The organism is Rheinheimera pacifica, from assembly GCF_900108485.1.
GTDB lineage: Bacteria > Pseudomonadota > Gammaproteobacteria > Enterobacterales > Alteromonadaceae > Alishewanella > Alishewanella pacifica.
On record NZ_FNXF01000002.1, the window covers coordinates 274,293 to 297,818 of the forward strand.

Sequence of the window (23,526 nt, forward strand, 5' to 3'; positions counted from 1 at the left end):
GTACAGAGGTAAGATGTTCTATCTTTCAGTGCCAGAGCTTTAGGGCTCCAGCGAATGAAAGTAGGCTTATTTAGCCGCCCCACTGCTTGCAGTGGGGCGTTTTTTTTGCCTGAAAAACCCGCAGCCCAGCGCCTATCTGCCGATAATAGCAGCACAGCAAAATGGTTACTGAGTAACAAGACACCCACTAAAATGAAAATTTATTAGATTTTTTAGAGCAAATACTTCAAACAATAAAAATTTGCTGTATAATGAAGTTGTCTTAGCGATAAGACACCCTGTTGATTTGAAATTATAGCTTCTCCCCGTTTGCTATGACCGACACTTCCGAGTGTCGGTTTTTTTATGCCTGCAAGCTACAGTGGCGCAGTTTCGCTATCTGTACCCACGCCGTACCACAGATCCAGCACTTGCTCCAGCTCTGGCAGCCCAAGTTTATTCAGCGAACTAAACGCATGCACAGTGATATCGCCCATAAATGCCAATGTTGCTTCACGCACTTCAAGCAAGGTTTTCTTTCTTGCTCCCGGCCCCAGCTTATCGGCTTTGGTCAGCAGAATAAGCACTGGCAGATCACTGCCTACCGCCCAGTGAATAAGATCCTGATCTAAATCTTTTAACGGATGACGGATATCCATCAGCACCACCAAACCTTTTAAACTGGTGCGCTTCATCAGATATTCGGCAAGGGACTTTTGCCACTTTTCTTTTACCGTCAAGGGCACCTTAGCAAAACCATAACCGGGTAAATCGATTAACCGGCGCTGTTCATCCAGGCTAAAAGTGTTAATCAGCTGAGTGCGGCCCGGTGTTTTACTGGTGCGGGCTAAACTATTTTGCCGCGTCAGCGTATTTAACGCGCTGGACTTACCGGCATTTGAACGGCCAGCGAAGGCAACTTCAATGCCTTCGTCTGCTGGTAATGCTTTGATATCAGGCGCGCTGGTTAAAAAAGTAGCTTGCTGATAATTGATTTTTGACTTGTACACTGCCTTCTCCGGCGAATAATTTGATGCCATTGTAGCGGATCTGGCGGATCGGCAGAAGCTTTTGCGCGCTGTATGGGATTTTACTTTGGGCAGTTTCGTGTAAAATAGGCATAAAAATTAAGGTTATTACTCTTGGTTGCCAGTATGCTGGCGGTTTAATGCGGACAGAGACGGATAAAAAATGAAAAAACTTCTACTTCCACTGACGCTGTTATTCGGTCTAATCGGAACAGCCCATGCATTTGACGGTGATGCTGAAGCAGGTAAAGCTAAATCTGCTACCTGTGCAGCCTGTCATGGCCCTGATGGCAACAGCCCGGTTGATATGTATCCGAAAATTGCCGGACAACATGCACCTTATCTGTATAAGCAATTACGCCAGTACAAACAAGGCATGGAAACCGGAGGCAAACAAGGGCGTAACAACAGCATTATGTTTGGCATGGTAGCGGCGTTATCTGATCAGGACATGAAAGATTTAGCAGCCTACTTTGCTTCGCAAAAAATGAAGTCAGGTACTACTCCGGAAAATGTTATTGCCCGCGGCGAACAGCTTTATCGTGGTGGCGATGCTGACCGTGGTATCGCAGCCTGTATTGCCTGCCATGGCCCGCGCGGCTCAGGCAGCAGCTTAGGCGGCTTTCCGAAAATATCGTTTCAAAATGCTACCTACCTGAAAACTACTCTGCAGGAATTCCGCAGTGGCCAGCGCGCTAATGATCTCAATGGCATGATGCAGGATATCGCGAAAAAACTAACTGATGATGATATCGACGTATTGTCGCAGTATCTGGGCGGCTTGCATTAATCACCCTGTTTTGCGCAGATAATCGCAAAAAAACCGGCGTTCATCGCCGGTTTTTGCTACTCAGCCAGTCATAATTTGTGAGATATATCTCACAAACACTGTAGGACAAACGCCCGCTTTGTGATTTTAGGGAACTTTTCTGATCTGGCAAAAACACCCTAAGTCAATGAAAATTATAACTATATTTTCAACTAAAAAGAAAGCTATGGTTTTTTTTGCAGCAATGTCTTGCCATATCAGCAGATCAGAGTAAATTACCACCTGTTACATTTTGTAACTGAAAAAAACAGGGATTCGTCGCAAGGAAGGGGTTGTACCAGTACGTAAGTGCGCGGTGCCTTAATAAACACATCAGGATGATGTGCTGCGTGATTCACGCTCAGGGATGGTTACGAAAGTATCAGGATGATCGTAAAGAATAAATAATTGGTACGGAAAGCCAAAATAACAAAGGGAACACACAGACAGGGCGTTGCAGCAGCATCAGGATGATGACAGCGAATGAGAGAAGTGTCCATTTGACACAAGCATATCCAGGGCGATAAGTGATCTTATCGCCTTTTCTTTTATTTTAAATTCAGCAATAGCCTTATGTCCGACACTGCATGCCCGTTGTGCTTACACCTGCACTGTGGCTTATTTCACCAAGATAAACGCCGAAGCTACTACCAATGCCAACAATGTCAGCTGGTATTTGCCGATCGCGCCAGCTTGCTGGCTGCTGAAGATGAACTGGCACAATATCAGCTGCACAACAATGATATTAACGATGCCGGCTATCGCCGCTTTTTACAGCGTCTGGCCGGGCCATTGCTGGCAGCTTTACCGGCCACAGGGCTTAGCGGGCTGGATTTTGGCTGCGGCCCCGGCCCATTGCTGGCCAGAATGCTGAGCGAAGCAGGCCAGCACATGTCGCTATGGGACCCCTATTTTGCAGCTGACAATACTGTACTGCAGCAGCAATATGACTTTATCAGCTGTAGCGAGGCAATAGAGCACTTTGCCCGGCCCGCAGCAGAATGGGCGCTGTGGCTTAGTTTGCTAAAACCGCACGGCACTTTGGCTATTATGACCAAACGCTATACTACGGCAGAGGCTTTTGCTAACTGGCACTACAAACTGGACCCAACCCATGTCAGTTTTTTTGCTGACTATACTTTTACTTACTTAGCCCAACGCGACGGTTTTAGCCTGAATTTTGCTGATAAAGATGTGGTTATTCTGCAGCGCACAAAGCATTAGTGTTTCAGCACAAAACTGGTTAAAATGTGCGCCCTTTTTTACAGGTAACAAACATGACTCGTCAGAAAAAAACCCGTTCCGCCGGCCCTAATGGTTTACGCCATCTGTCAGCGGAAGACGCCCGCAAAACCCGCGAGCCCAGAGAAGAAACCAAAAAAAAGGGATCTGGCCTTAAATCCGGTAACCGCAATAATATTGCGCCGGTGAAAACAGCGGAAGCCACTAAAGATTCAACCAAAAAAGACAAGCGCATTGGTAGCAAAACGCCTATCTCTCTGCTGCCTGTAACCGAGCAACCGGTTGTGGTGCAACCGCTGTTACAACCCAAAGCCAGCTTAGCTAAAGTGAAAGCGGTAGAATTAACGGCAGAGCAGGAACTGGCACTGATTGAAAACGACAGCTACTTGCAGCAACTGCTGGAGCGGGTAGAGAAAGACGAAGTGCTGACAGGTAAAGACGCTAAGTACTTTAATGCTAAAACAGCACGCCTGGAGCAACTACTGCAACAGCTGGGTTTAACAGAAGACGAAGATGATGCTATTGTTGATCCTCTGGCCGCTTTTGAGAGTAAAGACTGGCGTAAAGATTTACTGGGCGACGAGGATTAATATTGAGCAGTACCCTATTAGCGGTAATTATTGTTGGCAGCCTGATCGTAGCAGCCCTGGCATTTTATGCCGGTAGCCTGCTGTGGCAACTGCAGCAGCAAAGCCGGCAACAGCAGCAACAAAAGAGCGAAAAAGAACAGTACCTGCGTGACAGCATTACGCTGATTTGCAAAGCGATGCTGGAGCAACAGTGCGAATTATCTGAGGGCGCGTTACGGTTGTGGGTGTTGTTGGATCATCTGGTACCTGAGCGCCAGCCTGATCCGGTTGTTACGTATCCGGGTTTGCACCAGATGTATCAGGTGGTTAAAGACATGCCAACGCACAAAGCACGCAAGCAACAGGATAAAGTGCTTACCCGCCAGCAGGATGCAGTCAGGCTTAAAGCGGAGCAAGACTTAAAAGATTTTATTCTGGCAGATACTGCCGCCCTGTTGCAGCGTTTCCAGCCGGGCTAAGCCGGCTGGCATTTTAATGGCCGCGTGTAGCTCTACTGCCGGTATATCTGACCGGCTTTCATCACAAAGCTTACCTTACCCATCTGTTGGATATCCTGCAGCGGATCACCCGGCACAGCAATAATATCGGCAATTTTACCGGCTTTAATACTACCCAGCTCGTCTGCTACGCCAAGTAAACGCGCGCCTTCAATAGTGGCGCTGTGAATGGCTTCCAACATCGGCATACCGGCTTCAGTCATATAAATAAATTCGCGCCAGTTTTCCCCGTGCTCATACACTCCGGCATCGGTACCAAAAGCAATTTTCACTCCGGCTTTATACGCCTCGGCAAAGGTTTGCTGAATTTTAGCGCCGATAGTGGCCGCCTTGGGCCGCACCAGCTCCGGGAAAAACCCCGCAATAGCCGCTTTTTCTGCTGCCCATTTACCGGCACTGATGGTTGGCACAAAGTAGGTGCCCTGTTTGCGCATCATCGCCATGGTGTTTTTATCCATATAGGTACCATGTTCGATAGAATGCACCCCGGCTTTAATTGCCCGTTCCATGCCTTCTTTACCGTGCGCATGTACAGCGACTTTCATACCGTAGTCGTTGGCAGTACTGACGATAGCCGCCAGCTCTTCATCAGTAAACTGTGGGTTGCTGCCGCTTTTCACTACACTGAGCACGCCACCTGTCGCAGTAATTTTAATCAGGTCAGAGCCTTCTTTATAACGCTGGCGTACGGCTTTACGCGCTTCATCCGCACCATTTACAACGCCCTCTTTCGGGCCCGGATCGCCCATTAACGCATAGGCCACACCATTGGTGGGGTCGGCGTGGCCGCCGGTAGTTGCAATTGATTTACCGGCAGCAAAAATACGCGGCCCTTTAATATAACCTTTGGCAATAGCCTTTTTCAGGGCACTACTGATGTGATGGTTATCTCCCAGCTCCCGCACCGTGGTAAAACCCGCCATTAAGGTTTTTTCAGCAAAGGTTGCACCGCGTAGTGCGTAGTCAGCTTCGTTCATAGTAAAGCCTTCGCTGTACACCGTTGGGCTAAACTGGCTGTAAAAATGCGTATGCATATCCATTAAACCCGGCATGACCGTATGCTGGCGCAGGTCGATAACCTGATCTGCCGTAGTGGGGTTACGAAAGCCGGCTTCGATAACGGTAATTTTATCCTGCTCTATCACAACAGTATGATTAGACAGTACTTTTTTATCTTCAGCGGTAATAAGCGTGCCAGCGTGGATCAATGTAGCGGCGCTGGTGATGGGGCTGATACATAAGGTGCCGATTAGCATAGCAAGGGGCGTTTTATTCATATTGTTAGTGCCTTCTGTTTGAGTTTGCGCTTCAGTGATAGCATTACCGTAGCAATGAACAACCGGCTTGAGACAGGTGAACGGTTTTAGCCGACCAGCGTAGGGTTAGACAATAGCAAAAGTGTAAGGATAACCGGCGCTTTTTAACTGGAAATGTTGTTTACCATTACAATACACCGGCCTGGCCTGGCCACTAAGCTGGTAATACACATTGCGGCTAAGCTTAGCCTGTAAACCATGCCATAGCTGGATATAAGGCAATAATTGCTGCTGCGGATCCTGCCTGACAATCATAGGGTATTGAGCACTTAGCAACAGTTGATGCTGCAGATTAGTGCTCAGCAGTAATGCCGGGCCTGTGGCTGTGTCTGTCCACTGCCAGTCGGTAATTAATAACGGCGCATCTGCCACAGTGATGCGTACTTTTTCTACCGGCGTCTGCAAAAAATGCTCACCGTGTTGGTAAATTAACACCGAAGCAAAAAGCTTAACCAGCGCCGGGCGCTGGATCAGGCTGTGTTGATAAAACCACTGGCCTTGTGCATCGATATGCAGCGGAATATCGCCACAAAACGGCGGGTTCCAGCTTTCCACCGGTGCCAGATCAGGCCCGGCCAGCTGTTGCTGCAATGCAGACAGATCCGTCATTTTAAACCCTGGAAGTCAGAGAAGAATTAGCCAAGTGTAGCAGTGCAGAGCAAAGTGGGGTGACTGATGGGGATCGAACCCACGACAACCGGAATCACAATCCGGGGCTCTACCAACTGAGCTACAGTCACCGTTGCGGGCGGTTATTCTAACTAAGTTTTTTTTCAACACCAAGCCTTTTCAAGCAGGAAATCAGTTAACAACTTGTTGTCGTTTTCATTTAGCCCGCTTTTATTCTGTGGTATCCTCTTGCCGTTTTGCCATTTTCGCCAGCAAAGGAGAGTGTTATGGAGCAAATAACCCAGTTATTTGAAGAGAACCACGAAGTTTTATTGGGCTTACTGATCCAGATTATTGCCGCCATCTTAATTTTTTATATCGGCCGTATGATGGCAAGGGCTATTTCGCGGTTTATCGAAAGAACGCTGGTAGCGCGCTCTGTAGACAAAGCGGTAGTGGCTTTTATCGCCAGCCTGATTTACGCCATTATTATGATCGCCACCGTGTTGATGGCGCTATCACAGATTGGTGTACAAACTACGTCCTTTATCGCCATTTTAGGTGCTGCCGGCTTAGCGGTCGGTTTGGCATTACAGGGCTCTTTAGCCAACTTTGCCTCCGGCATTCTGATTATTTTATTCCGGCCGTTTAAATCCGGCGACTTTATTGATGCCGGCGGTGTCAGCGGCACTGTGGATAAAATTGAAATATTCCAGACTATGATGCGCACACCTGATAACAAAAGGGTCATAGTACCCAATGCGCAGATAACCGGCGGGCCTATCACCAACTATTCAGCTGAACCACGGCGCCGGGTGGATCTGGTGATTGGCATCAGTTATGACTCTGACTTACGCAAAGCCAAACAGATACTGGAAGACATTCTGAAAAATGATGAACGGGTATTGCAGGAACCGGCAGCCACGGTGAAAGTAGCGGCGCTGGCTGATTCTTCAGTCAACCTTAACGTAAGGCCCTGGGTAAATTCGGCCGACTATTGGGGCGTGTACTGGGACACGCTGGAAAAAGTAAAACTGATTTTCGATGAGCAAGGTATTGGCATTCCATTCCCGCAGATGGACGTTCATATCAAAAAAGACAAGCAGGAGTAAGTAATGAAGTATTTTTCAATTCTGGCACTGGCGGTAGCTGGCGGTGTGCAGGCTCAGGCGCATGATGCAGCAGCAACCGGCAAAGTATGGACCACCTCTGCCGAGCTGGGTGCCATTACTACCTCAGGTAATACTGTTGGTACCTCTATTACCGGTAAGATTGATGCCAAACAGGAGTTGGAGCAGTGGAGCAACCAGTACATTTTCAGCGCCTTCTTTAAAGAAGATGAAAAAACCGATGCCAACGGTGACAAAGTCACGCAGAAGTCAGCAGAGCGGTATATGATCTCGGCAAAAACGGCTTACAAACTGGAAAGTGAATTCGACAAACTGTTTGCTTTTGGCTCATACACTGACGATGAGTTCGGTGCTTATACCGAGTACACCACTTTGGCAGTCGGTTATGGCACCCGGGTGTACAACGTTGAAGATAAATCGCTGGATGTAGAAATAGGTCCGGGTTATTTCACTGGCAAACGCTCTACCGGTGAAACAGAAAATGGCCTGATTGTGCGCGGTGCAGCCTCATTTAAATGGACAATCAGTGAATCGGCCAGCTTTGCCCAGACGTTAAGCGTAGAGTACGGTGACGATAATACCCGCTCTATCGCAGAAACTTCATTGCTGGCCAAAATTAATGGCGCCTTGCAAATGAAAGCCGCCTTTCTGGTACAAAATGACTCTGATGTGCCAGTGGGTAAAAAAAGCACCGACACCCAAACTTCTCTGACTCTGGTGTACTCGTTTTAATTGCTGTGCCCGCCTGTTGGCGGGCAGTTTTATTCCCTGTCGCTTAACTGACAACACGGATCTGGCTGTAACCCAGGCCCTGTTGTTTTTCTACTTTTATCTGTACCGCTATCCGCTCTTTTAACGCCTCTACATGGCTGATAATGCCTATCATCTTGCCACTGGCGTTTAGGTTATCCAGCGCGCTTAATGCGCTGTCCAGCGTATCAGCATCGAGGGTGCCAAAGCCTTCATCGAGAAACAGCGAGTCAATGCGGGTTTTACTGCTGACCAAATCTGACAGTGCCAATGCCAGCGCCAGGCTAACCAGAAAACTCTCACCACCCGATAAGGTTTTCGTATCGCGTAAACTGTCGGCCTGCCAGGTGTCCAGTACCACCAATTCCAGTTCGGCATCGGTATGGCGTGCCAGCTGATAGCGGTTATGTAACAACGCCAGCTGGCGGTTGGCCAGCACAATGAGCTGTTGCAGCGTTAAGCCCTGGGCAAAACGCCGGTACCTGGCACCATCTGCCGAGCCAATTAAGCTATTCAGCCGTTGCCAGTGTTCATACTGCTGCTGTTTGCCGGCAATATCCTGCAGCAATTGTTGCTGGCTGGTGCGCCGCTGGGCATCGCTACTAAGCTGTTGCTGCAACTGCCCGAGTTGCTCGGTCATTTGCTGTACTTGCGCTTCTTGCTGCTGCAGCTCACTAGCCAGCTCAGCGGCAGATAACACCGACAGTTGCTGCTGGGCAATAAGCTGGAGCCGCTGCTGCCAGTCGGCAAGCATCCGTTTGGCAGCAACTTCGCTTTGCTGTAGGCGTTGCTGCAACTGCTGTAAAGCGCTAAGTTCGGCTTCGCTCAGCAAGGCGGCTTTAAACGCCGCTTCGTCAGCAAAACTGCTACCAGCCAGCGCTTGCTGCCATTGCTGCGCAGCCTGGTGTAACTCTGTAGCGGTTTGCTGTTGCTGACGCTGCAGCACCTGCTGCTGGCCCTGCCACTGTTGTGTTTGCTGTTGTAATTGTTGCAAGGCTGCAGTAACGGTAGCCAGCTCAGTTACCGCCGATTGTGCTGATGCCGGTGATTGTCGGGTTTGCTCTGGCATAGTCTGCCACTGCTGGTGCCAGTGTTCGTGCTGCGCGGCCAGCTCAGCCTGCTGCTCGTCTAAGCGCAGTGCCTGTTGCTGCCATAATTGCAACTGATGCTGATTATCTGCCAGTTTCCGCTCAAGCTGCTGCTGTTGCTCTTTTACTTGCTGGCGCTGCAGTTGCAACTGCTCCAGTTGGCGAAGATGTTGCTCGTTGTTCGTAAGCTCTGTGGCAATGGCTTCAAGCTGCACCGCTATGGTTGCCAGCGAACTGTTTTGCGCCTGCTGGTTAATATCAGTGCTGAGCTCTGCCAGCTCAATATCCAGCTGCGCCAGTTGCTGGGTTAAATGCTGCTGCTCAGCCTGCAGCGCCGACTCGCGCTTGTTAAGCTGATCCCCCTGACGCTGGGTTTGGCTAAGCTCGGCCTCTTTTGCCTGTAACTGTTGCTCGGTGGCCGAGCTGCTAAGCTGCTGATATTCAGCAACGGCCGGATGTTCGGTAGCACCGCATAACGGGCAGGGCTGATCCGGCTGCAAGCGGGAGCGATGCTCAGACAGTTGCATAATCAGCTGTTGCTGTGCCAATAACTGTTTTTTATCACTGATCTGCTCTGTTAATGCTTTGTACTGCTGGCGCAACGTTAGCAACTGCGCAGTTACCGGCACCAGCGCCTCGGCGGCATGGCTTAACTGCTGCTTTAACTCTGTGCTTTTTTGCTGCAGTTTGTGTTGCTGTTGTAATTTTTGCTGCAATTGCTGCAATTGATATTGCTGCTCACGGCGCTGCTGTTGTTGCTGGCGCAGGCTGTCTGGCTCGGCACCGCTTAACGCTTTATCTAGTTGCTGATACCGGCTGTTTAGCTCAGCCAGTTGCGTTGTCAGTGCAAGTTGCTGTTGTTCGATATGTTGCTGCTGTTCAGCAAGCTGCTGCGCCTGCCGGGCAAAACTGCTCTGCTGTTGCTGAAGAAACTGTACCCCCTGCCATAGCAAATTGGCCTGTTGCCGGCTACCCGCGGTTAAGTGCTGCGCCAATGTGGCCTGCTGTTGCTGATACTGCTGTTGTTGCACCTGCAGCTGCTGCATAGCCGTGAACAAGGGCAGCAACTTACTGGCAGGCTGATAAGCACTTAGCCGGGCCAGCTCATTTTGGTGTGCGGCACTTGCCGCCAGTGCTTGCTGCACTTCCTGCTCTGAGCGCTGCAACTCCTGCTCTGCGCTACTAAGCTGCTCGCGCCAGGCCAGCGCTTTACGCTGCTGCGCTATGGTCTGTTGCTGTGTTGTCAGTGCCGCTTTTAATACGGCCAGCTCACTGCTAAGCGTTTGCTGTTGTTCCTCGCTAAGCAGCTCTACCGCACCGGCCCTGGCCTGCAGCAAGTCCAGCTGGCTTTTTTGCTCGCGGCAATCATTAAATACCTGCTGTGAAATACGGCCGTAAATATCGGTGCCGGTTAACTCTTCGAGTAATTCGGCCCGCTCGTTAGGTTTGGCATTGAGAAAAGCAGCAAAGCCGCCCTGCGCCAGCAACATAGATTTAGTAAAGCGGCCGAAATCCAGCCCGGTGATCTCGGTAACCAGGCGCAATTTATCGCTGGTTTTTTCTGCCAGAATGGTACCGTCCTGTTTCGCCAGTTCGGTTTGAGCAGCCTGTAATTTGCCATCACTCTGGCCTCGGGCCCGGCGCTGGCTCCAAAACGCCCGGTAGCCAACCCCGGCTACCTCAAACTCAACTTCGGCCAGACATTCACTGGTATGGCGTGTCATTAGTTCATTGCTGGTAGCGGAGGTACTTAGCCGTGGCGTTTCGTGATACAACGCCAGACAAATGGCATCGAGTATGGTGGTTTTGCCGGCACCGGTAGGGCCGGTAATGGCAAAAATATTGCTTTGATCAAAAGGCGGCAGGCGAAAATCTATCAGCCACTCGCCGCGCAGTGAGTTGAGGTTTTGCAGCCTTACCGACAGAATTTTCATGCCGTTTGCGCCACTTTAGCCAGCACCTGACGATGCAGTGTGGTCAGTTGCTGTTGCTGCTCATCGCTCAGTGTTTCTGTGTGTAGCCGGCTTTGCCATACCTGCTCGGGCGTTAGCTCAGACAAACTTTGCTGCACCGGCGCAGTTAAACCGGCAGCCTGGTTGCTACGCTGGCGGCGTAAGCGCAGTAACTGCACCGGTAAACCCTGCAATAATTGCTCAACTCTTTGCTGTAAGTCAGTCAGATAAGCGTCTGTTTCGCTGATCACCAGTTCCAGCCACAAGGTACTGCCGGCAGATATGCCCTGCAGTGCCTGCTGCACTTTTACCGGCACATCTGCCAGATTGGCTTTAATACTGCGCAACGGCTGAAAGCAAGGCACGGGCAGGCTGGTAACCGTTTTAACAGCACCATTAAATTCCAGCAGCCATAACTGCTTTTGTGCTTTGGCCTCATCAAAACTCAGGGCTATCGGCGAGCCGCTGTAACGGATGTCGGTAGCAGCTTTTAACTGTTGGCTCTGATGAATATGGCCAAGCGCAATATAATCGGCTGGCGGAAATGCATCTGCAGGGAAGGCTTCCAGCGTACCAATATAAATGTCGCGCACCGATTCTGAGGTGCTAACACCCACGGTGGTCAGGTGGCCGGTCATGATAATGGGCAATTGCAGCTGGTGCTCAGCGTTGTAATGTTGTGCCAGTGCATAGAGCTGCTGATAGTGCTGTGCTATGGCTTGTTGCAGACTAAGTTGTTTGTCGCGTGCGCTTTGGCCGCTTTGGCTTTGCAGTAAATCGCGGGCACGCAAAAAAGGTATAGCGCACAACAGCGCGGCAGGCTGTTGTTGCTGGTGGTGCAGCAATACCAGCTGCTGGGCCAGATCAGCACTGCTGCTGGCAAATACCCGGGTGTTTAGGTAATGCAACAGGTTTTTGCTTTCATTCAGCACTGCGGCGGCATCATGGTTACCGCCTAAAATCACCAGCTGACAGCCACTGCCCTGTAGTTCAACAATAAACTGGTTATAAAGCTCACGGGCATAGCTGGGCGGCGTGGCGGTATCGAAGATGTCACCGGCGACGATAATGGCGTCAATATTAAGCTCAGTTACCTGCTGCACCAGCCAGGTTAAAAAAGCGTGATGCTCAGCCAACCGGCTGCGGCCAATAAAATGCTGGCCCAGATGCCAGTCAGAAGTGTGCAGAATACGCATAGCGGAAAAACGCCGGGGAAATCATCGGCAAAGCATACCGGATACTGCGCCAGACAGCAAAAAGCCGATCTGGCCCGGCAGGCTCAGATCGGCGGTTAATTTGCTGCCGCAGTATTACGGCAGAGGGGTATTAAAGTATTACTTTGCAACCTGCAGTTTGTCGACTACACGGCTTACATCAGAAGTGTTTTTTGCAATGGCTACCGCTAAATCTTTTTCAGCGTCAGAATCTACTTCACCATGCAAAGTTACTACGCCGTTTTCAGCGTCAACATTGATAGAAGTACCACTTACTTCTGATTCAAATAACAAACGGGTTTTCACTACGGTGGCAATTTTGGCGTCTTTCAAAGCGCTACCCTCTTTGCTGTTAGCGTTTTGACCTGAATTGACGACTGTCAGCTGGTTATCTACGCCGGTTACGCCATCCAGATTTTCAATCAGCTCTTCTGCCAGCGCTTTATCTACATCACTTTTTACCTTCCCGGTTAAAGTAACCTTGCCGTTTTTAACATCAGTATTAATATCAAACGAATTCAGATTACCGTTTAACATTAATGTGGTTTCGGCCTTTCCGTCAATCCACGCATCTTTCGCGCCGTCTTTCCAGTCATTCGCCGCTACTGCTGTTGTGGTTAATGCCAGAGTCATCATCATTGCTAAAGTTGTACGTTTCATGTTGTCGCTCCTTGTTATTGAGACGATAAAATTAATGCCAGTTTGATGCCAAAAATTAAATAACTGTTTTATAAGAAAATTATTTTCCCATTCAGATTATGTTAATTTTTTGTTTGTAGATTTTGCCTGCCAACCGGTAAAACTTTCAGCAATGGCTGCAACTGGTCACTGGCCATTTGCAGTGCAGCAGATAAGTGCGCCAATGTGACTTTTGTTGTACGGCTATGCACTGCCCGGATCAGTTGCTTTAGTACGTGCAGCTGCTGCTGTAATAAACCGGCCAGTTCTGTCAGCATAGATTGCGCCATAGGTTGATTATGCAAAGCGGCTTGCTGGTGCAGATACCAAAACTGCACAGCGGCAAGTTCGCTGCTGTAATCCTGTGGTATGGCTTCCTGTTTTGCTGCTACAGGTAACTGCTGTGCGGTTGCGCCGTGTAAGTTTGACAGTTCAAGAAATTTATAACGCAGATTACCGTCGGCGACTTGCTGTGCCGCCTGTTGGAAGAATCGCTGTGCTGCAACACAAACGGAATAAACGCCAGTTAATATTCTTTCCTCTGCCCATTGTTCTGACTTTGCTGAACCTGCATACTCCATAAGGGTACCTCCTGTGCGGTTTTAGCGGTCATAGTTCATATTCAATTCATATACCAAGGTTTAAGATAATGATTTCGTTAATTATTTTCTGTTCACACCTTCTCACCGTAACAAATACTGGTAAGTTTTACCCATCCACATTGTTAAAGTTACAGTGCTGGCTTAGAGTTATGTATCACAACTGAGATCTGACAGATGACACAACCACGTTTATTTTTGCATGTGCAGGACTCCGGGCTCGCCACTCAGCTGTTGCAGTCACCCGCAGTACGCCGCTTCGTGGTAGTAAGAAGCAGCGATTCTGCCCCCTGGTCAGAACAATTGCAGCAACAGCCTTGTGAGCTGGCATTTATTCAGGCAGATAAACACAGCCAGGCCGACTATCAACGGCTACTAAACAGTAAATTACTGGCAGAAATCGACTTTATTGTAGTGAGCGATGGTTGCCCGGATCCGGCCCTGGATCAGCTGATGCGCAGCGGTGCCGGTTATCATTTCCGTCAACCGCTGGATATTGCCTGTATTCTTGATATTTTGCAGGATTTTTATGAACAGCTCAGTACCAGCCGGCAACAGGCAAAAACCAGTGTCAGTGCCTTAGATCAGTTTGGCTTGCTGGTGGGCTCTTCCCGCTCTATGCTCAAGTTATACCGGACTTTACGTAAAGTGGCGGTAACGGAAGCCAACGTATTGATCGCCGGCGAAAGCGGGGCAGGTAAAGAGTTAGTAGCTAATACACTACACTTAGCCAGTTACCGTGCCGAGCAGCCTTTTGTTGCTATTAACTGTGGTGCGTTAAGCCCTGAGCTGGTTGACAGCGAATTGTTTGGCCATACCAAAGGCGCTTTTACCGGAGCATTACGCGAACACCAAGGCGTATTTTCCCAGGCTGAAGGCGGCACCTTGTTTCTGGACGAAGTTACTGAAATGCCACTGGATCAGCAAGTTAAGCTATTAAGGGTGCTGGAAAGCGGTGAATACCGCCCGGTGGGTAGTGACAAAGTATGCCAGGCCAATGTGCGTATTGTGGCGGCAACAAACCGCGATCCGCAACAAGCTATCGCTGAGGGTGTACTGCGGGAAGATTTGTATTTTCGCCTGGCACAATTTCCGGTGCACGTACCGCCACTGCGCGACCGCGGCGATGATATCTGCGGTTTGGCGCAACATTTTCTGGCTTACCGCAACGCCAAAGAACAGCAACAAAAACAGCTGGCCGCTGAAACGCTGCAGCTAATTGCTCAGCACAGCTGGCCAGGTAATGTCCGTGAGTTAAAACATGCGGTAGAGCGGGCTTATATTCTGGCAGACAAGCTCATTTTGCCCGAGCATTTGTTGTTAGAAACGCCTGCAGATGATTCTGATGAGCAGTGCCTGACAGAGGTGCCCTGTGGTGTCTCGCTGGAAGAGTTGGAAAAAGCCGCTATTTTAAATACGCTGGAACAAAATGCCGGTAATAAAACCGATACCGCGCAACAGCTCGGCATAAGTGTTAAAACTCTGTACAACAAACTGGAAAAGTATCAGCAAACTGAACAGTAGATACCTCAGACTGTTCCCTGCTGGCTGTCAGCACTGTCAGCCAGCATTACCTGTAATGACGCCGGAACGACACTGATATCCAATGCGCTGTCGCTGTAAAGCTCACCATCGATAACATACTGCAGCTGTTGCCCGTCTTGCCGGCGGATTTGTACCCGCCGGGCACTACAGTGCTGACTAACCGCATTAAGGCTGATATTGGTTAAGCCTGCCAATGCCAGCTCCGCCAGGCCAAATACAGCATTGTTGTCGGTATTGTTGTCGGCCGTTAGCCAGGTAATATCCAGTTTGCCATCAGTCAAATCCGGCGCACCATGCCCCTGAGCCAGTAACGTTGTCAGCGGCGCCGCATTAGCTATCACCAGACTGGCGGTATCTAACTCCTGCTCGGGCTGTTCGTCAAATTGCACCAGCAACTGCTGAATATGATTAGCCTGTACCGCCTGCCATAACCCATTGAGGTAAGCCAGCTGGCCAAGCTGGTCTTTACTGCTGCGATCTGCCGCCTCAATCATTTGCTGTTCAAAACCAACGCCGGCTAACAACAACATTAATTTATCATTACAACGGGCCGTATCTATGGCACGGCTCTGGCCTTCAATAATATTCAGACAAGCAGAACGCAGCGGCATTAACTTAGAACTTATGCCCCATAGCGCATGGCTCAGGGCATTAGTGGTACCCAGCGGAATAATGCCTAAACGGATCTCAGTGCCCACCAGCTCTGAAGCAACTTCGGTTACCGTGCCGTCACCACCGCAGGCAATTATCATAGTGCAGCCAGTCTGCTTTGCCTGCTGAGCCAGTTGCCGCGCTGTACAGTCCTCACTGCTAACATGCAGACTCAGCCGCATAAAAGGCGAGAGTAAATCAACAACTTCAGCTTCGGCGTCTGCCCATTTGCCACCACCGGCAGCCGGGTTAGCAATCAGCCATACTGGCTGCTGCCCCTGCTCGGTATAACTGTTGGTAAATTGTCGCAACGCAGCCAGCTGATGTTTATTAAGCCGGGCAGTTTGCCGCACCTGGCGGATCAGCGCTACCGCTTTTTCGGCACTGCGGCTGTTATGCCGGCTAAGTAAATAGGCGGCCAGCACCAACACCGAGCGGCCACGTCCCAGCGCGCAGTGTACTAATACTTTGCGACCATCAGCACGCTGCCGTTGCAGCCAGTTTACGGCTTGCTGTAGCTGGGTATGGCTGGGGCTGGCGTGATCCAGCACCGGGATATTCAGATAGCTGATATCATCCGACTGGCTTAGTTCGTCCAGAGCGGCAAATTCAGCAGTAACGTCAAGCACAGCCGTTATTTGCTCGTCGCGTAATTGTGCCATATCGGCTGCGGTTAAACGGGCGCCAAGATACAAACCACCACTCACCCGTTGCATTGGCGCTACTTTGTCGCGACGCCGTGCCTGCAGGTTGTACAGGTTGGCACTAAACAAGAAAGGAATAAACAACCAACGGCTATACCAGGGCAAGCTGCCATTAACGCGTTTACGAAACACCGTTGCAGTATTTAACCAGTAAGCGGAACTGACAACCAGAAAAGAGAGTGCAGCCCAGGCCAACACTAATTGTAACAACAGGTAGGGTGCTAACCAGCTAGCCACAGCCAACAGTAACGCCAGCAACACATAGTACAGAGCGATGATCATAGCCGGTTGTACTCCTGGCAAAGTTGCATTTCTGACAAATAAGATAAACGTAGCCGCCGCTGGCGGCTACGTTATATGCTTAACAATCTTTGTCTTTAGCATCTGCTTTGTCTTTGACATCCTCACATAAGTCTTCCACTTTATTACCCACGTCAGTAGCGACTTCGTCGATCTTTTCACCCGCTTCTTCAGCATTATTTTTTTCACATGCTACGACGGAAAAAACCAGTGTTGCTACCAACATTAAACGGAATAATACGTTAGTTATTGTCATACTACATTTCCTCTTTTTACCACTTACAACCTTGGCGATTTACCGCGTAAAGCACCTGCCAATAATGAGATAACTAACAGCACGATAAAGATAAAGAAAATAACTTTAGCTATACCTGCGGCTGCACCAGCAATACCACCAAAGCCCAGCACAGCAGCGATAAGCGCGATAATTAAGAATGTTAATGCCCAGCCCAACATAATGTTCTCCTTATGTGCGATATGCACAGGGTCAATTGTCAGTAGGAATATAGCCAATAACATGCCAGTTTTTAGAACGCGACCTATGCTATTGATATTTAATGAGTTAACGAAAATGCAGCAATAACGTAAAACAACTATATGAACGGGATACAGAAAAATTTACCGGTTGACCGGTAAAAAAGCCATCAGCCGCCGGGCGCCTGATGACAACCGGTAGGGCTTTAACTATTTAACCAGCCGCAGAGGATACGACATCAGTGCGCATCGTGCTTTTGCGACACTTGCTGATCAGCAGATATACCGCCGGGGTGGTGTACAACGTGAGGATCTGGCTTACCAGTAAACCGCCTACGATGGTAATACCCAGCGGCTGGCGCAGCTCAGAGCCCTCGCCTACGCCTAATAATAACGGTAAAGCCCCAAGCAAAGCGGCAAAGTTTGTCATTAAAATAGGCCGCAGCCGCTGCTGGGCCGCCTGCGCGACCGCTTCTTGTGGCGATAACCCCTGACTGCGCTCGGCTGCCAGAGCAAAATCGACCAATAAAATGGCGTTTTTCATCACGATGCCAATTAACAAAAACAGGCCCAGCAGCGCAATTAAATTAAAATCGCTGTTGGTAAGATACAACGCCAGCAGGGCGCCAAGCCCGGCACAAGGTAAAGTAGACAGAATAGTCAACGGCTGCAGCAGGCTCTCGTACAGTATGCCCAGCAGTAAATACACTGCCACTATTACGCCGATAATCAGCCAGGTTTGGTCGCTGCTCTTAAACATAGCGTTGCGCTGGTTCTCACCGCTTACTGCATGAATAGCACCGGGCACCATCAGCTCTGCCAGTGCCTGATCGATTGCTGCTGATGCTTGTTCCATCGTGGTATCGGGCGCCAGGCCATAGCCAATGTTAACAGAGGCGAACTGGCTGTCGTGCTGCACCCTGTCATTAACCAGACCATAGCGGTAACTGGCGATAGCCGACAGCGGTATCTGCCGGCCGTCGCTGGTAATAACCTGTAATTGTTGCAGTACCTCTGGCTGAGCAGTGTAACCTGGCATCAGTTCCATCACGATACGGTACTGGTTTTGCTGATCATACAAGGTGGCAATCTGGCGCTGTGAAAAGGAATTATTTAATAACGTGGCTACAGTGCGCATATCAATGCCCAGCCGTTGCGCCGCTTCTCGGTCAATATGCAGTTCAATTTGCTGGGCATCTTCGCCGCCCGGCGTATTCACATCGACCAGACCGGGCAATTCCTGCAGTTTCTCACCCACTTTTTTGCCCCATTGGCGCAGTAATGCCAGATCATCTGATAGCAGCTGTACTTCGTAATCACTGCGGCCAAAGGGCGAAGACAAGCGGATATCCTGATCAACATTCATAAACAAAATGCCACCGGGCACCTTGGGTGCAGTAGCACGTAGCCGGTCAACCACAGCGCGGGCAGAAACCTGACGCTCGGCCAGTGGTTTTAACCGCACCCGCATCCATGAATTACTGACACCGCTGGTGCCACCGCTGGAGCCGGTAACATCGGCTACGGCAGGGTCTTGCAAAACAAACTGGCGGAAAGCTTCTATTTTGGGCTGCATCATCTGAAATGAGGCGCCATCATCGCCCCTCACAAAACCATTTAGCTGGCCGGTATCCTGCTCTGGCAGTAAACCAGACGGTAGTTTGCTGTATAGCCAGCCGCTGGCGGCAAACAGTAACACCAACGCCAATAACAGCCAGCGGTAATGGTTCAGGCCAATATCAATGCTGCGCCGGTACCCCTGACCAAAGCGGTAAAACAGCCCTTGTTTCTGCTGTGCCAACGGTGATGTTTTTAACATCAGTGCCGACATACTTGGCGTAAGAGTTAACGACACCAGCAGCGAAATAACCATGGCGGCCACCAGCGTAATGGAGAATTCGCGAAATAGCCGTTCAACTAAACCACCCATAAATAAAATGGACAGAAAAATAACAATCAATGCCAGATTCATTGCCAGCAGGGTAAAGCCGACCTCTGCCACGCCCTGCCGGGCAGCTTGTAACGGCGACAAACCGCGCTCTAAATGGCGTTTAATATTTTCTACCACCACGATGGCGTCATCCACCACCAGGCCGGTGGCAACAATCAGTGCCATTACCGATAAGTTATTCAGTGAAAAACCGCACAGGTACATCACGGTAAAAGCGCCAATCAGCGATATCGGTATGGTCAGGCTGGGGATCAATGCACTGCGCAAACTACCCAGGAACGCCCAAACCACCAGCACTACCAGCACGGCAGCAATCAGCAGGCTAACCTGAGCTTCCGCCAGCGTAGCGCGGATCACCGGGCTGCGATCCATCACTACGGCTAAATCGGCTCCGGCCGGGGTCAGTGCCTGCAGCAACGGCAGCTGCTGATAAATAGCATCAATAGTTTCGACAATATTGGCACCGGTACGCCGGCTTACCAGCAGGATCACCGCATCTTTATCATTGTGAAAACCCGCGCTGTAACGGTTTTCGGTTGAATCCGTTACCAGTGCCACATCTGCCAGCCGGATTGGCGCACCGTTAATGTACTTAATAATCAGGTCTTGGTAGTCGGCAGCCTGACGTAAGGTTTCGCTGGTAGCCAGCTGCCAGCGATGGTTGTCGCTTTCCAGCACGCCAAGCGGCACGGAGGCATTAACACTGCTGATGGCGGCCCGCACTTCATCCAGCGCTACACCATAGTGTGCCAGCATGCCAGGGTTAAGCTGCACCCGCACCGCCGGCAGCGAGGAGCCGCTTACTTCTACCTCACCTACGCCGGTAATTTGCGCCAGTTTTTGTGCCAGTACGGTAGAAGCGTTGTCGTACAACACACTGCCAGCCAGATGGCCTGAACTTAGTGCCAACGCCATAATAGGCGCCTGCGACGGGTTAAACTTACGGTATACCGGGTTACCCGGCATACCAGACGGCAGCTGGCTGCGGGCAGCGTTAATGGCAGCCTGCACTTCGCGGGCGGCATCATCGACGTTGCGGTCCAGCTCAAACTCCAGCCGCACCTGGGTAGAACCCTGACTACTGGACGAACTGATGCGGCGAATAGCGGAAATACTGCCAAGCGCACGCTCCAGCGGCGTGGCTACTGTTGCGGCCATGCTTTCCGGGCTGGCACCGGGTAAACTGGCGGTAACAACGATCATCGGAAAATCAATGGCGGGCAGCGGCGACACCGGTAACAAACGCCAGCTTAATAAACCCAGCAGCAAAATAGCGGTGGCCAGTAACGAGCTGGCTACCGGCCGCTGAATAAAAGGCTGCGCCAGATTCATACTGCAGTGGCCTGTTGCTGCACGGCAGGTTTGCGCTGGCTGAACAGCCGGTCAAACCACAGATACACCACCGGTGTGGTAAACAGTGTCAGTACCTGGCTGACCATTAAACCGCCTACCATTACCAGCCCCAGCGGCTGGCGCAGCTCGGCACCCGAACCCGTACCCAGCATCAGTGGTATAGCGCCAAATAAGGCCGCTAGTGTGGTCATCAGAATGGGTCTGAACCGCATCAAAGCCGCCTGATAAATGGCCTCGTCTGGCGTTAAGCCCTGATTACGCTGCGCATCGAGCGCAAAATCGACCATCATAATACCGTTTTTCTTTACCAGACCAATCAGCAGCACTATGCCGATTACTGCAATAAGATCCAGCGGCTGGCCGGTAATCAGTAAAGCCAGCAAGGCGCCCACCGTGGCCGAGGGCAACGTAGATAAAATGGTGACCGGGTGGATCAGGCTTTCATACAAAATACCCAGTACGATATACATAGTGACAATAGCTGCCAGCACTAACCACAGCGTGTTGCTAAGCGAAGCCCGGAATGCTTCGGCCGCGCCCTGAAACGTCAGCTCTACTTCGGGTGGCAGCTGCATTTGTTGCTGTACCTGTTCAATTGCTGCGACTGCCTCACCCAGCGAATAACCGGCGGCCAGATTAAACGACAGCGTTACTGCCGGAAACTGACCCTGCTGGTTAATCAGCAACCGGGCCGGCCGCTGGCTTACCGTTGCCACGGCCGACAGGGGCACGGTGGCACCGCTGCTACTGGTCAGGTACAACCTGTCCAGCGCATCGATGCCGGTAACCTGCGCCGGATCAGCCTCCAGCACTATGCGGTACTGATTGGCCTGGGTAAACAAGGTTGAAACCTGGCGCTGGCTGTAGGCACTTTGCAATACCGAGCTTATTTGCGCCACGCTCAGGCCAAGCCGTGCGGCGGCTGTGCGGTCAATATCAATATAAGCCTGTAACCCTTGCTGCTGGAAATCATGTGCTACCTCAGACAACTCCGGCCGTTGCTGCAAAGCGCTAAATAAATCTGGCAGCCACTGGCTGAGCATTTCATGGTCCGGCGTGCTGAGGCTAAACTGATACTGGGTACGGCTGATGCGGTCTTCGATGCTAAGCTCCTGCACCGGCTGGAACCAGCCCTTAATGCCGGGTACGGCCAGTACCTGCTGTTCCAGTTGATGGATGATTTGCACCGCCGATTCACTGCGCTCAGCATGAGGCTTTAAATTCACCAGAATACGGCCGCTGTTAATACTGCTGTTATTGCCATCTACGCCGATAAAAGACGACAGGCTGCTAACATCGGCATGCTGCAGAATATTTGCCGCCAGTTGCTGCTGGCGCTGCGCCATTGCCTGAAACGAAATATCCTGTGGCGCCTCAGTGATGATTTGTATCACACCGCTATCCTGCACCGGGAAAAACCCTTTAGGCACAATCATATACAAGCCAGCCGTCAGGGCCACTGTTGCCAGCATACTGGCCATCGCCAGCCGCTGATGGCGCAGCACCCATTGCAACGCACGGCCATAGGCGTTGATAACCCGCTGCATAGTACCGGGGTTATCTTTGTCGTCGTGCGGTGGTACCGCTGTCAGCATATGAGCACACAGCATCGGCGTAAGGGTTAACGACACTACCAACGAAATCAGTATTGCCACAGTCAGGGTTACTGCAAACTCATAAAACAGCCGGCCTACTACATCGGCCATAAATAGCAGCGGGATCAGCACAGCAATCAGGGAAAAAGTTAACGAAATCAGCGTAAAGCCAATTTCTTTAGCGCCTTTAAGCGCGGCTTCCATTGGTGAAGCCCCCTGCTCGCGGTGGCGGGCAATATTTTCCAGCATCACTATGGCGTCGTCTACGACAAAGCCGGTGGCGATAGTCAGCGCCATTAGCGTCAGGTTATTTACCGAGAAATCCAGCAGCAACATAACGGCAAATGTACCGATAAGCGATAACGGCACCGCCAGGCTGGGAATAATAGTGGCCGGTATGGTGCGCAAAAACACAAAGGTCACCAGGATCACCAGACACACCGCAAAAATCAGTTCTTTTTGTACATCACGCACCGAGGCGCGAATACTCAGGGTGCGATCGGTTAATACCGTTACATTTACCGCTGCCGGCATGGTGGCGGTAAGCTGTGGCAGCAGTGCCTGTACTCTGTCGGCCACTTCGATAACGTTAGCGCCGGGCTGGCGCTGAATATTCAGCAGCACAGCCGGTTGCTCGTTGGCCCAGGCCGCCAGAAAACGGTCTTCAGCGCCTTGCTCTACCGTGGCGACATCTGCCAGCCGCACCGGCGCACCGTCGCGCCAGGCAATAATCAGTTGCTGGTATTCGGCAATATCGCGGATCTGATCATTGGCATCGAGCATGGTAGAGCGAAACGGGCCATCAAAACTGCCCTTGGGTTGGTTGGTGTTGGCGGCGGCAATAGAGGTGCGCAGGTTTTCCAGGCTTAAATCCATATTCGCCAGTGCAGCCGGGTTGGCTTTTACCCTTATCGCCGGGCGCTGGCCACCGGCCAGGCTTACCATGCCCACGCCGGGCAACTGCGCCAGCTTTTGTGCCATCCGGGTATCAACTAAATCGTATACCTGTGGTAAGCGCAGGGTGTCAGAGGTTACAGCCAGCGTCAGAATAGGCGCATCAGCCGGGTTTACTTTGCGATACACCGGTGGCGTGGGCAGATCGGACGGCAACAGTGACGCCGCAGTGTTAATGGCGGCCTGCACTTCCTGTTCGGCCACGCCCATATCCACTACCAGTGCAAACTGCAATGTAATAACCGATGCCCCGGCTGAGCTGCTGGACGACATTTGCTTTAAACCGGGAATTTGCCCCAGCCGCCGCTCCAGCGGCGCGGTAACAGTGCGCGCCATAATGTCGGGGCTGGCGCCGGGGTTAAAACTAAATACCTGAATAATCGGGTAGTCTACCTGTGGCAGCGCGGCTACCGGTAACTGCCGCCAGCTGAGAATACCGGCTATCAGTATCGCCAGCATCAGCAACGACGTGGCAACAGGCCGCAGGATAAAAGGACGGGATAAATTCATCACCGGCTC

At 50.9% G+C, this 23,526-nt stretch carries 19 protein-coding genes and 1 tRNA gene; 7 read left to right on the top strand and 13 right to left on the bottom strand.

All coding sequences use genetic code 11. The features are described 5' to 3' along the window. Positions 1 to 356: 356 nt before the first annotated feature. On the bottom strand, positions 357 to 989 hold the full coding sequence (gene yihA, locus BLW68_RS03770) for a ribosome biogenesis GTP-binding protein YihA/YsxC (RefSeq protein ID WP_092790368.1): 633 nt from the start codon (positions 987 to 989) through the stop codon (positions 357 to 359). Between the two features lie 181 nt (positions 990 to 1,170). On the opposite strand from yihA, the gene BLW68_RS03775 reads away from it, so the two are divergent. The 4 genes from BLW68_RS03775 (at position 1,171) to BLW68_RS03790 (ending at position 4,105) form a co-directional block, all read left to right on the top strand. Next, positions 1,171 to 1,797, top strand: a complete 627-nt coding sequence (locus BLW68_RS03775) for a c-type cytochrome (protein WP_092790370.1) — start codon at positions 1,171 to 1,173, stop codon at positions 1,795 to 1,797. Between the two features lie 591 nt (positions 1,798 to 2,388). Next, positions 2,389 to 3,039 (top strand): class I SAM-dependent methyltransferase, encoded by a 651-nt coding sequence (locus tag BLW68_RS03780; RefSeq protein WP_092790372.1) that lies wholly within the window; start codon positions 2,389 to 2,391, stop codon positions 3,037 to 3,039. 53 nt (positions 3,040 to 3,092) lie between these two features. Beyond that, positions 3,093 to 3,647, top strand: a complete 555-nt coding sequence (yihI, locus tag BLW68_RS03785) for a Der GTPase-activating protein YihI (RefSeq protein ID WP_092790374.1) — start codon at positions 3,093 to 3,095, stop codon at positions 3,645 to 3,647. 2 nt (positions 3,648 to 3,649) lie between these two features. Continuing rightward, the gene (locus BLW68_RS03790; RefSeq protein ID WP_092790376.1) at positions 3,650 to 4,105 is read left to right on the top strand and encodes a DUF2489 domain-containing protein; all 456 of its coding nucleotides are present in this window, start codon (positions 3,650 to 3,652) and stop codon (positions 4,103 to 4,105) included. Positions 4,106 to 4,137: 32 nt separating this feature from the next. On the opposite strand, the gene BLW68_RS03795 is transcribed toward BLW68_RS03790, so the two are convergent. The 3 genes from BLW68_RS03795 to BLW68_RS03805 form a co-directional block, all read right to left on the bottom strand. Beyond that, the gene (locus BLW68_RS03795; protein WP_092790378.1) at positions 4,138 to 5,421 is read right to left on the bottom strand and encodes a metal-dependent hydrolase family protein; all 1,284 of its coding nucleotides are present in this window, start codon (positions 5,419 to 5,421) and stop codon (positions 4,138 to 4,140) included. 105 nt (positions 5,422 to 5,526) lie between these two features. Further along, positions 5,527 to 6,069 carry a DUF1285 domain-containing protein gene (locus tag BLW68_RS03800; RefSeq protein ID WP_092790380.1) on the bottom strand — a complete coding sequence of 181 codons (543 nt, stop codon included), beginning with the start codon at positions 6,067 to 6,069 and terminating at the stop codon, positions 5,527 to 5,529. Positions 6,070 to 6,124: 55 nt separating this feature from the next. Next, positions 6,125 to 6,200, bottom strand: a tRNA-His gene (locus BLW68_RS03805). 156 nt (positions 6,201 to 6,356) lie between these two features. On the opposite strand from BLW68_RS03805, the gene BLW68_RS03810 reads away from it, so the two are divergent. Together BLW68_RS03810 and BLW68_RS03815 are read left to right on the top strand one after the other, a co-directional pair. Then, complete coding sequence (locus tag BLW68_RS03810; RefSeq protein WP_092790382.1) at positions 6,357 to 7,181, top strand: mechanosensitive ion channel family protein; 825 nt, start codon at positions 6,357 to 6,359, stop codon at positions 7,179 to 7,181. A gap of 3 nt (positions 7,182 to 7,184) precedes the next feature. Continuing rightward, positions 7,185 to 7,931: a DUF481 domain-containing protein gene (locus tag BLW68_RS03815; protein WP_092790384.1), complete on the top strand. Its 747-nt coding sequence runs from the start codon at positions 7,185 to 7,187 to the stop codon at positions 7,929 to 7,931. A gap of 43 nt (positions 7,932 to 7,974) precedes the next feature. On the opposite strand, the gene sbcC is transcribed toward BLW68_RS03815, so the two are convergent. The 4 genes from sbcC to BLW68_RS03835 all read right to left on the bottom strand — a co-directional run bounded on the left by sbcC (position 7,975) and on the right by BLW68_RS03835 (position 13,462). Beyond that, positions 7,975 to 10,971 (bottom strand): exonuclease subunit SbcC, encoded by a 2,997-nt coding sequence (gene sbcC / locus BLW68_RS03820; protein WP_092790386.1) that lies wholly within the window; start codon positions 10,969 to 10,971, stop codon positions 7,975 to 7,977. Further along, complete coding sequence (gene sbcD, locus BLW68_RS03825; RefSeq protein ID WP_092790388.1) at positions 10,968 to 12,185, bottom strand: exonuclease subunit SbcD; 1,218 nt, start codon at positions 12,183 to 12,185, stop codon at positions 10,968 to 10,970. The genes sbcC and sbcD overlap by 4 nt, the downstream gene beginning before the upstream one ends. A 138-nt stretch (positions 12,186 to 12,323) precedes the next feature. Beyond that, the gene (locus BLW68_RS03830; RefSeq protein WP_092790390.1) at positions 12,324 to 12,863 is read right to left on the bottom strand and encodes a BON domain-containing protein; all 540 of its coding nucleotides are present in this window, start codon (positions 12,861 to 12,863) and stop codon (positions 12,324 to 12,326) included. A gap of 101 nt (positions 12,864 to 12,964) precedes the next feature. Next, entirely contained in the window at positions 12,965 to 13,462 is a 498-nt protein-coding gene (locus BLW68_RS03835; protein WP_092790392.1) for a hypothetical protein, read from the bottom strand. Between the two features lie 195 nt (positions 13,463 to 13,657). Here BLW68_RS03835 and BLW68_RS03840 point away from each other — a divergent pair, with 195 nt between their 5' ends. Then, positions 13,658 to 15,004, top strand: a complete 1,347-nt coding sequence (locus tag BLW68_RS03840; protein ID WP_092790394.1) for a sigma-54 interaction domain-containing protein — start codon at positions 13,658 to 13,660, stop codon at positions 15,002 to 15,004. A gap of 5 nt (positions 15,005 to 15,009) precedes the next feature. Here the strand turns inward: BLW68_RS03840 and BLW68_RS03845 are convergent, their stop codons facing one another. From BLW68_RS03845 to BLW68_RS03865, 5 genes are all read right to left on the bottom strand, one after another. Continuing rightward, positions 15,010 to 16,662: a diacylglycerol kinase family protein gene (locus BLW68_RS03845; protein WP_092790396.1), complete on the bottom strand. Its 1,653-nt coding sequence runs from the start codon at positions 16,660 to 16,662 to the stop codon at positions 15,010 to 15,012. A 79-nt stretch (positions 16,663 to 16,741) separates the two neighbouring features. Continuing rightward, complete coding sequence (locus BLW68_RS03850) at positions 16,742 to 16,936, bottom strand: hypothetical protein (RefSeq protein WP_092790398.1); 195 nt, start codon at positions 16,934 to 16,936, stop codon at positions 16,742 to 16,744. A 23-nt stretch (positions 16,937 to 16,959) separates the two neighbouring features. Then, positions 16,960 to 17,136: a DUF1328 domain-containing protein gene (locus BLW68_RS03855; RefSeq protein WP_082694821.1), complete on the bottom strand. Its 177-nt coding sequence runs from the start codon at positions 17,134 to 17,136 to the stop codon at positions 16,960 to 16,962. Positions 17,137 to 17,368: 232 nt separating this feature from the next. Beyond that, a complete protein-coding gene (locus BLW68_RS03860; protein WP_092790400.1) occupies positions 17,369 to 20,437 on the bottom strand; it encodes an efflux RND transporter permease subunit in 3,069 nt (1,022 codons plus the stop codon). Beyond that, on the bottom strand, positions 20,434 to 23,517 hold the full coding sequence (locus BLW68_RS03865) for a multidrug efflux RND transporter permease subunit (protein ID WP_092790403.1): 3,084 nt from the start codon (positions 23,515 to 23,517) through the stop codon (positions 20,434 to 20,436). Before BLW68_RS03865 ends, BLW68_RS03860 begins: the two co-directional genes overlap by 4 nt. Between the last annotated feature and the right edge of the window lie 9 nt (positions 23,518 to 23,526).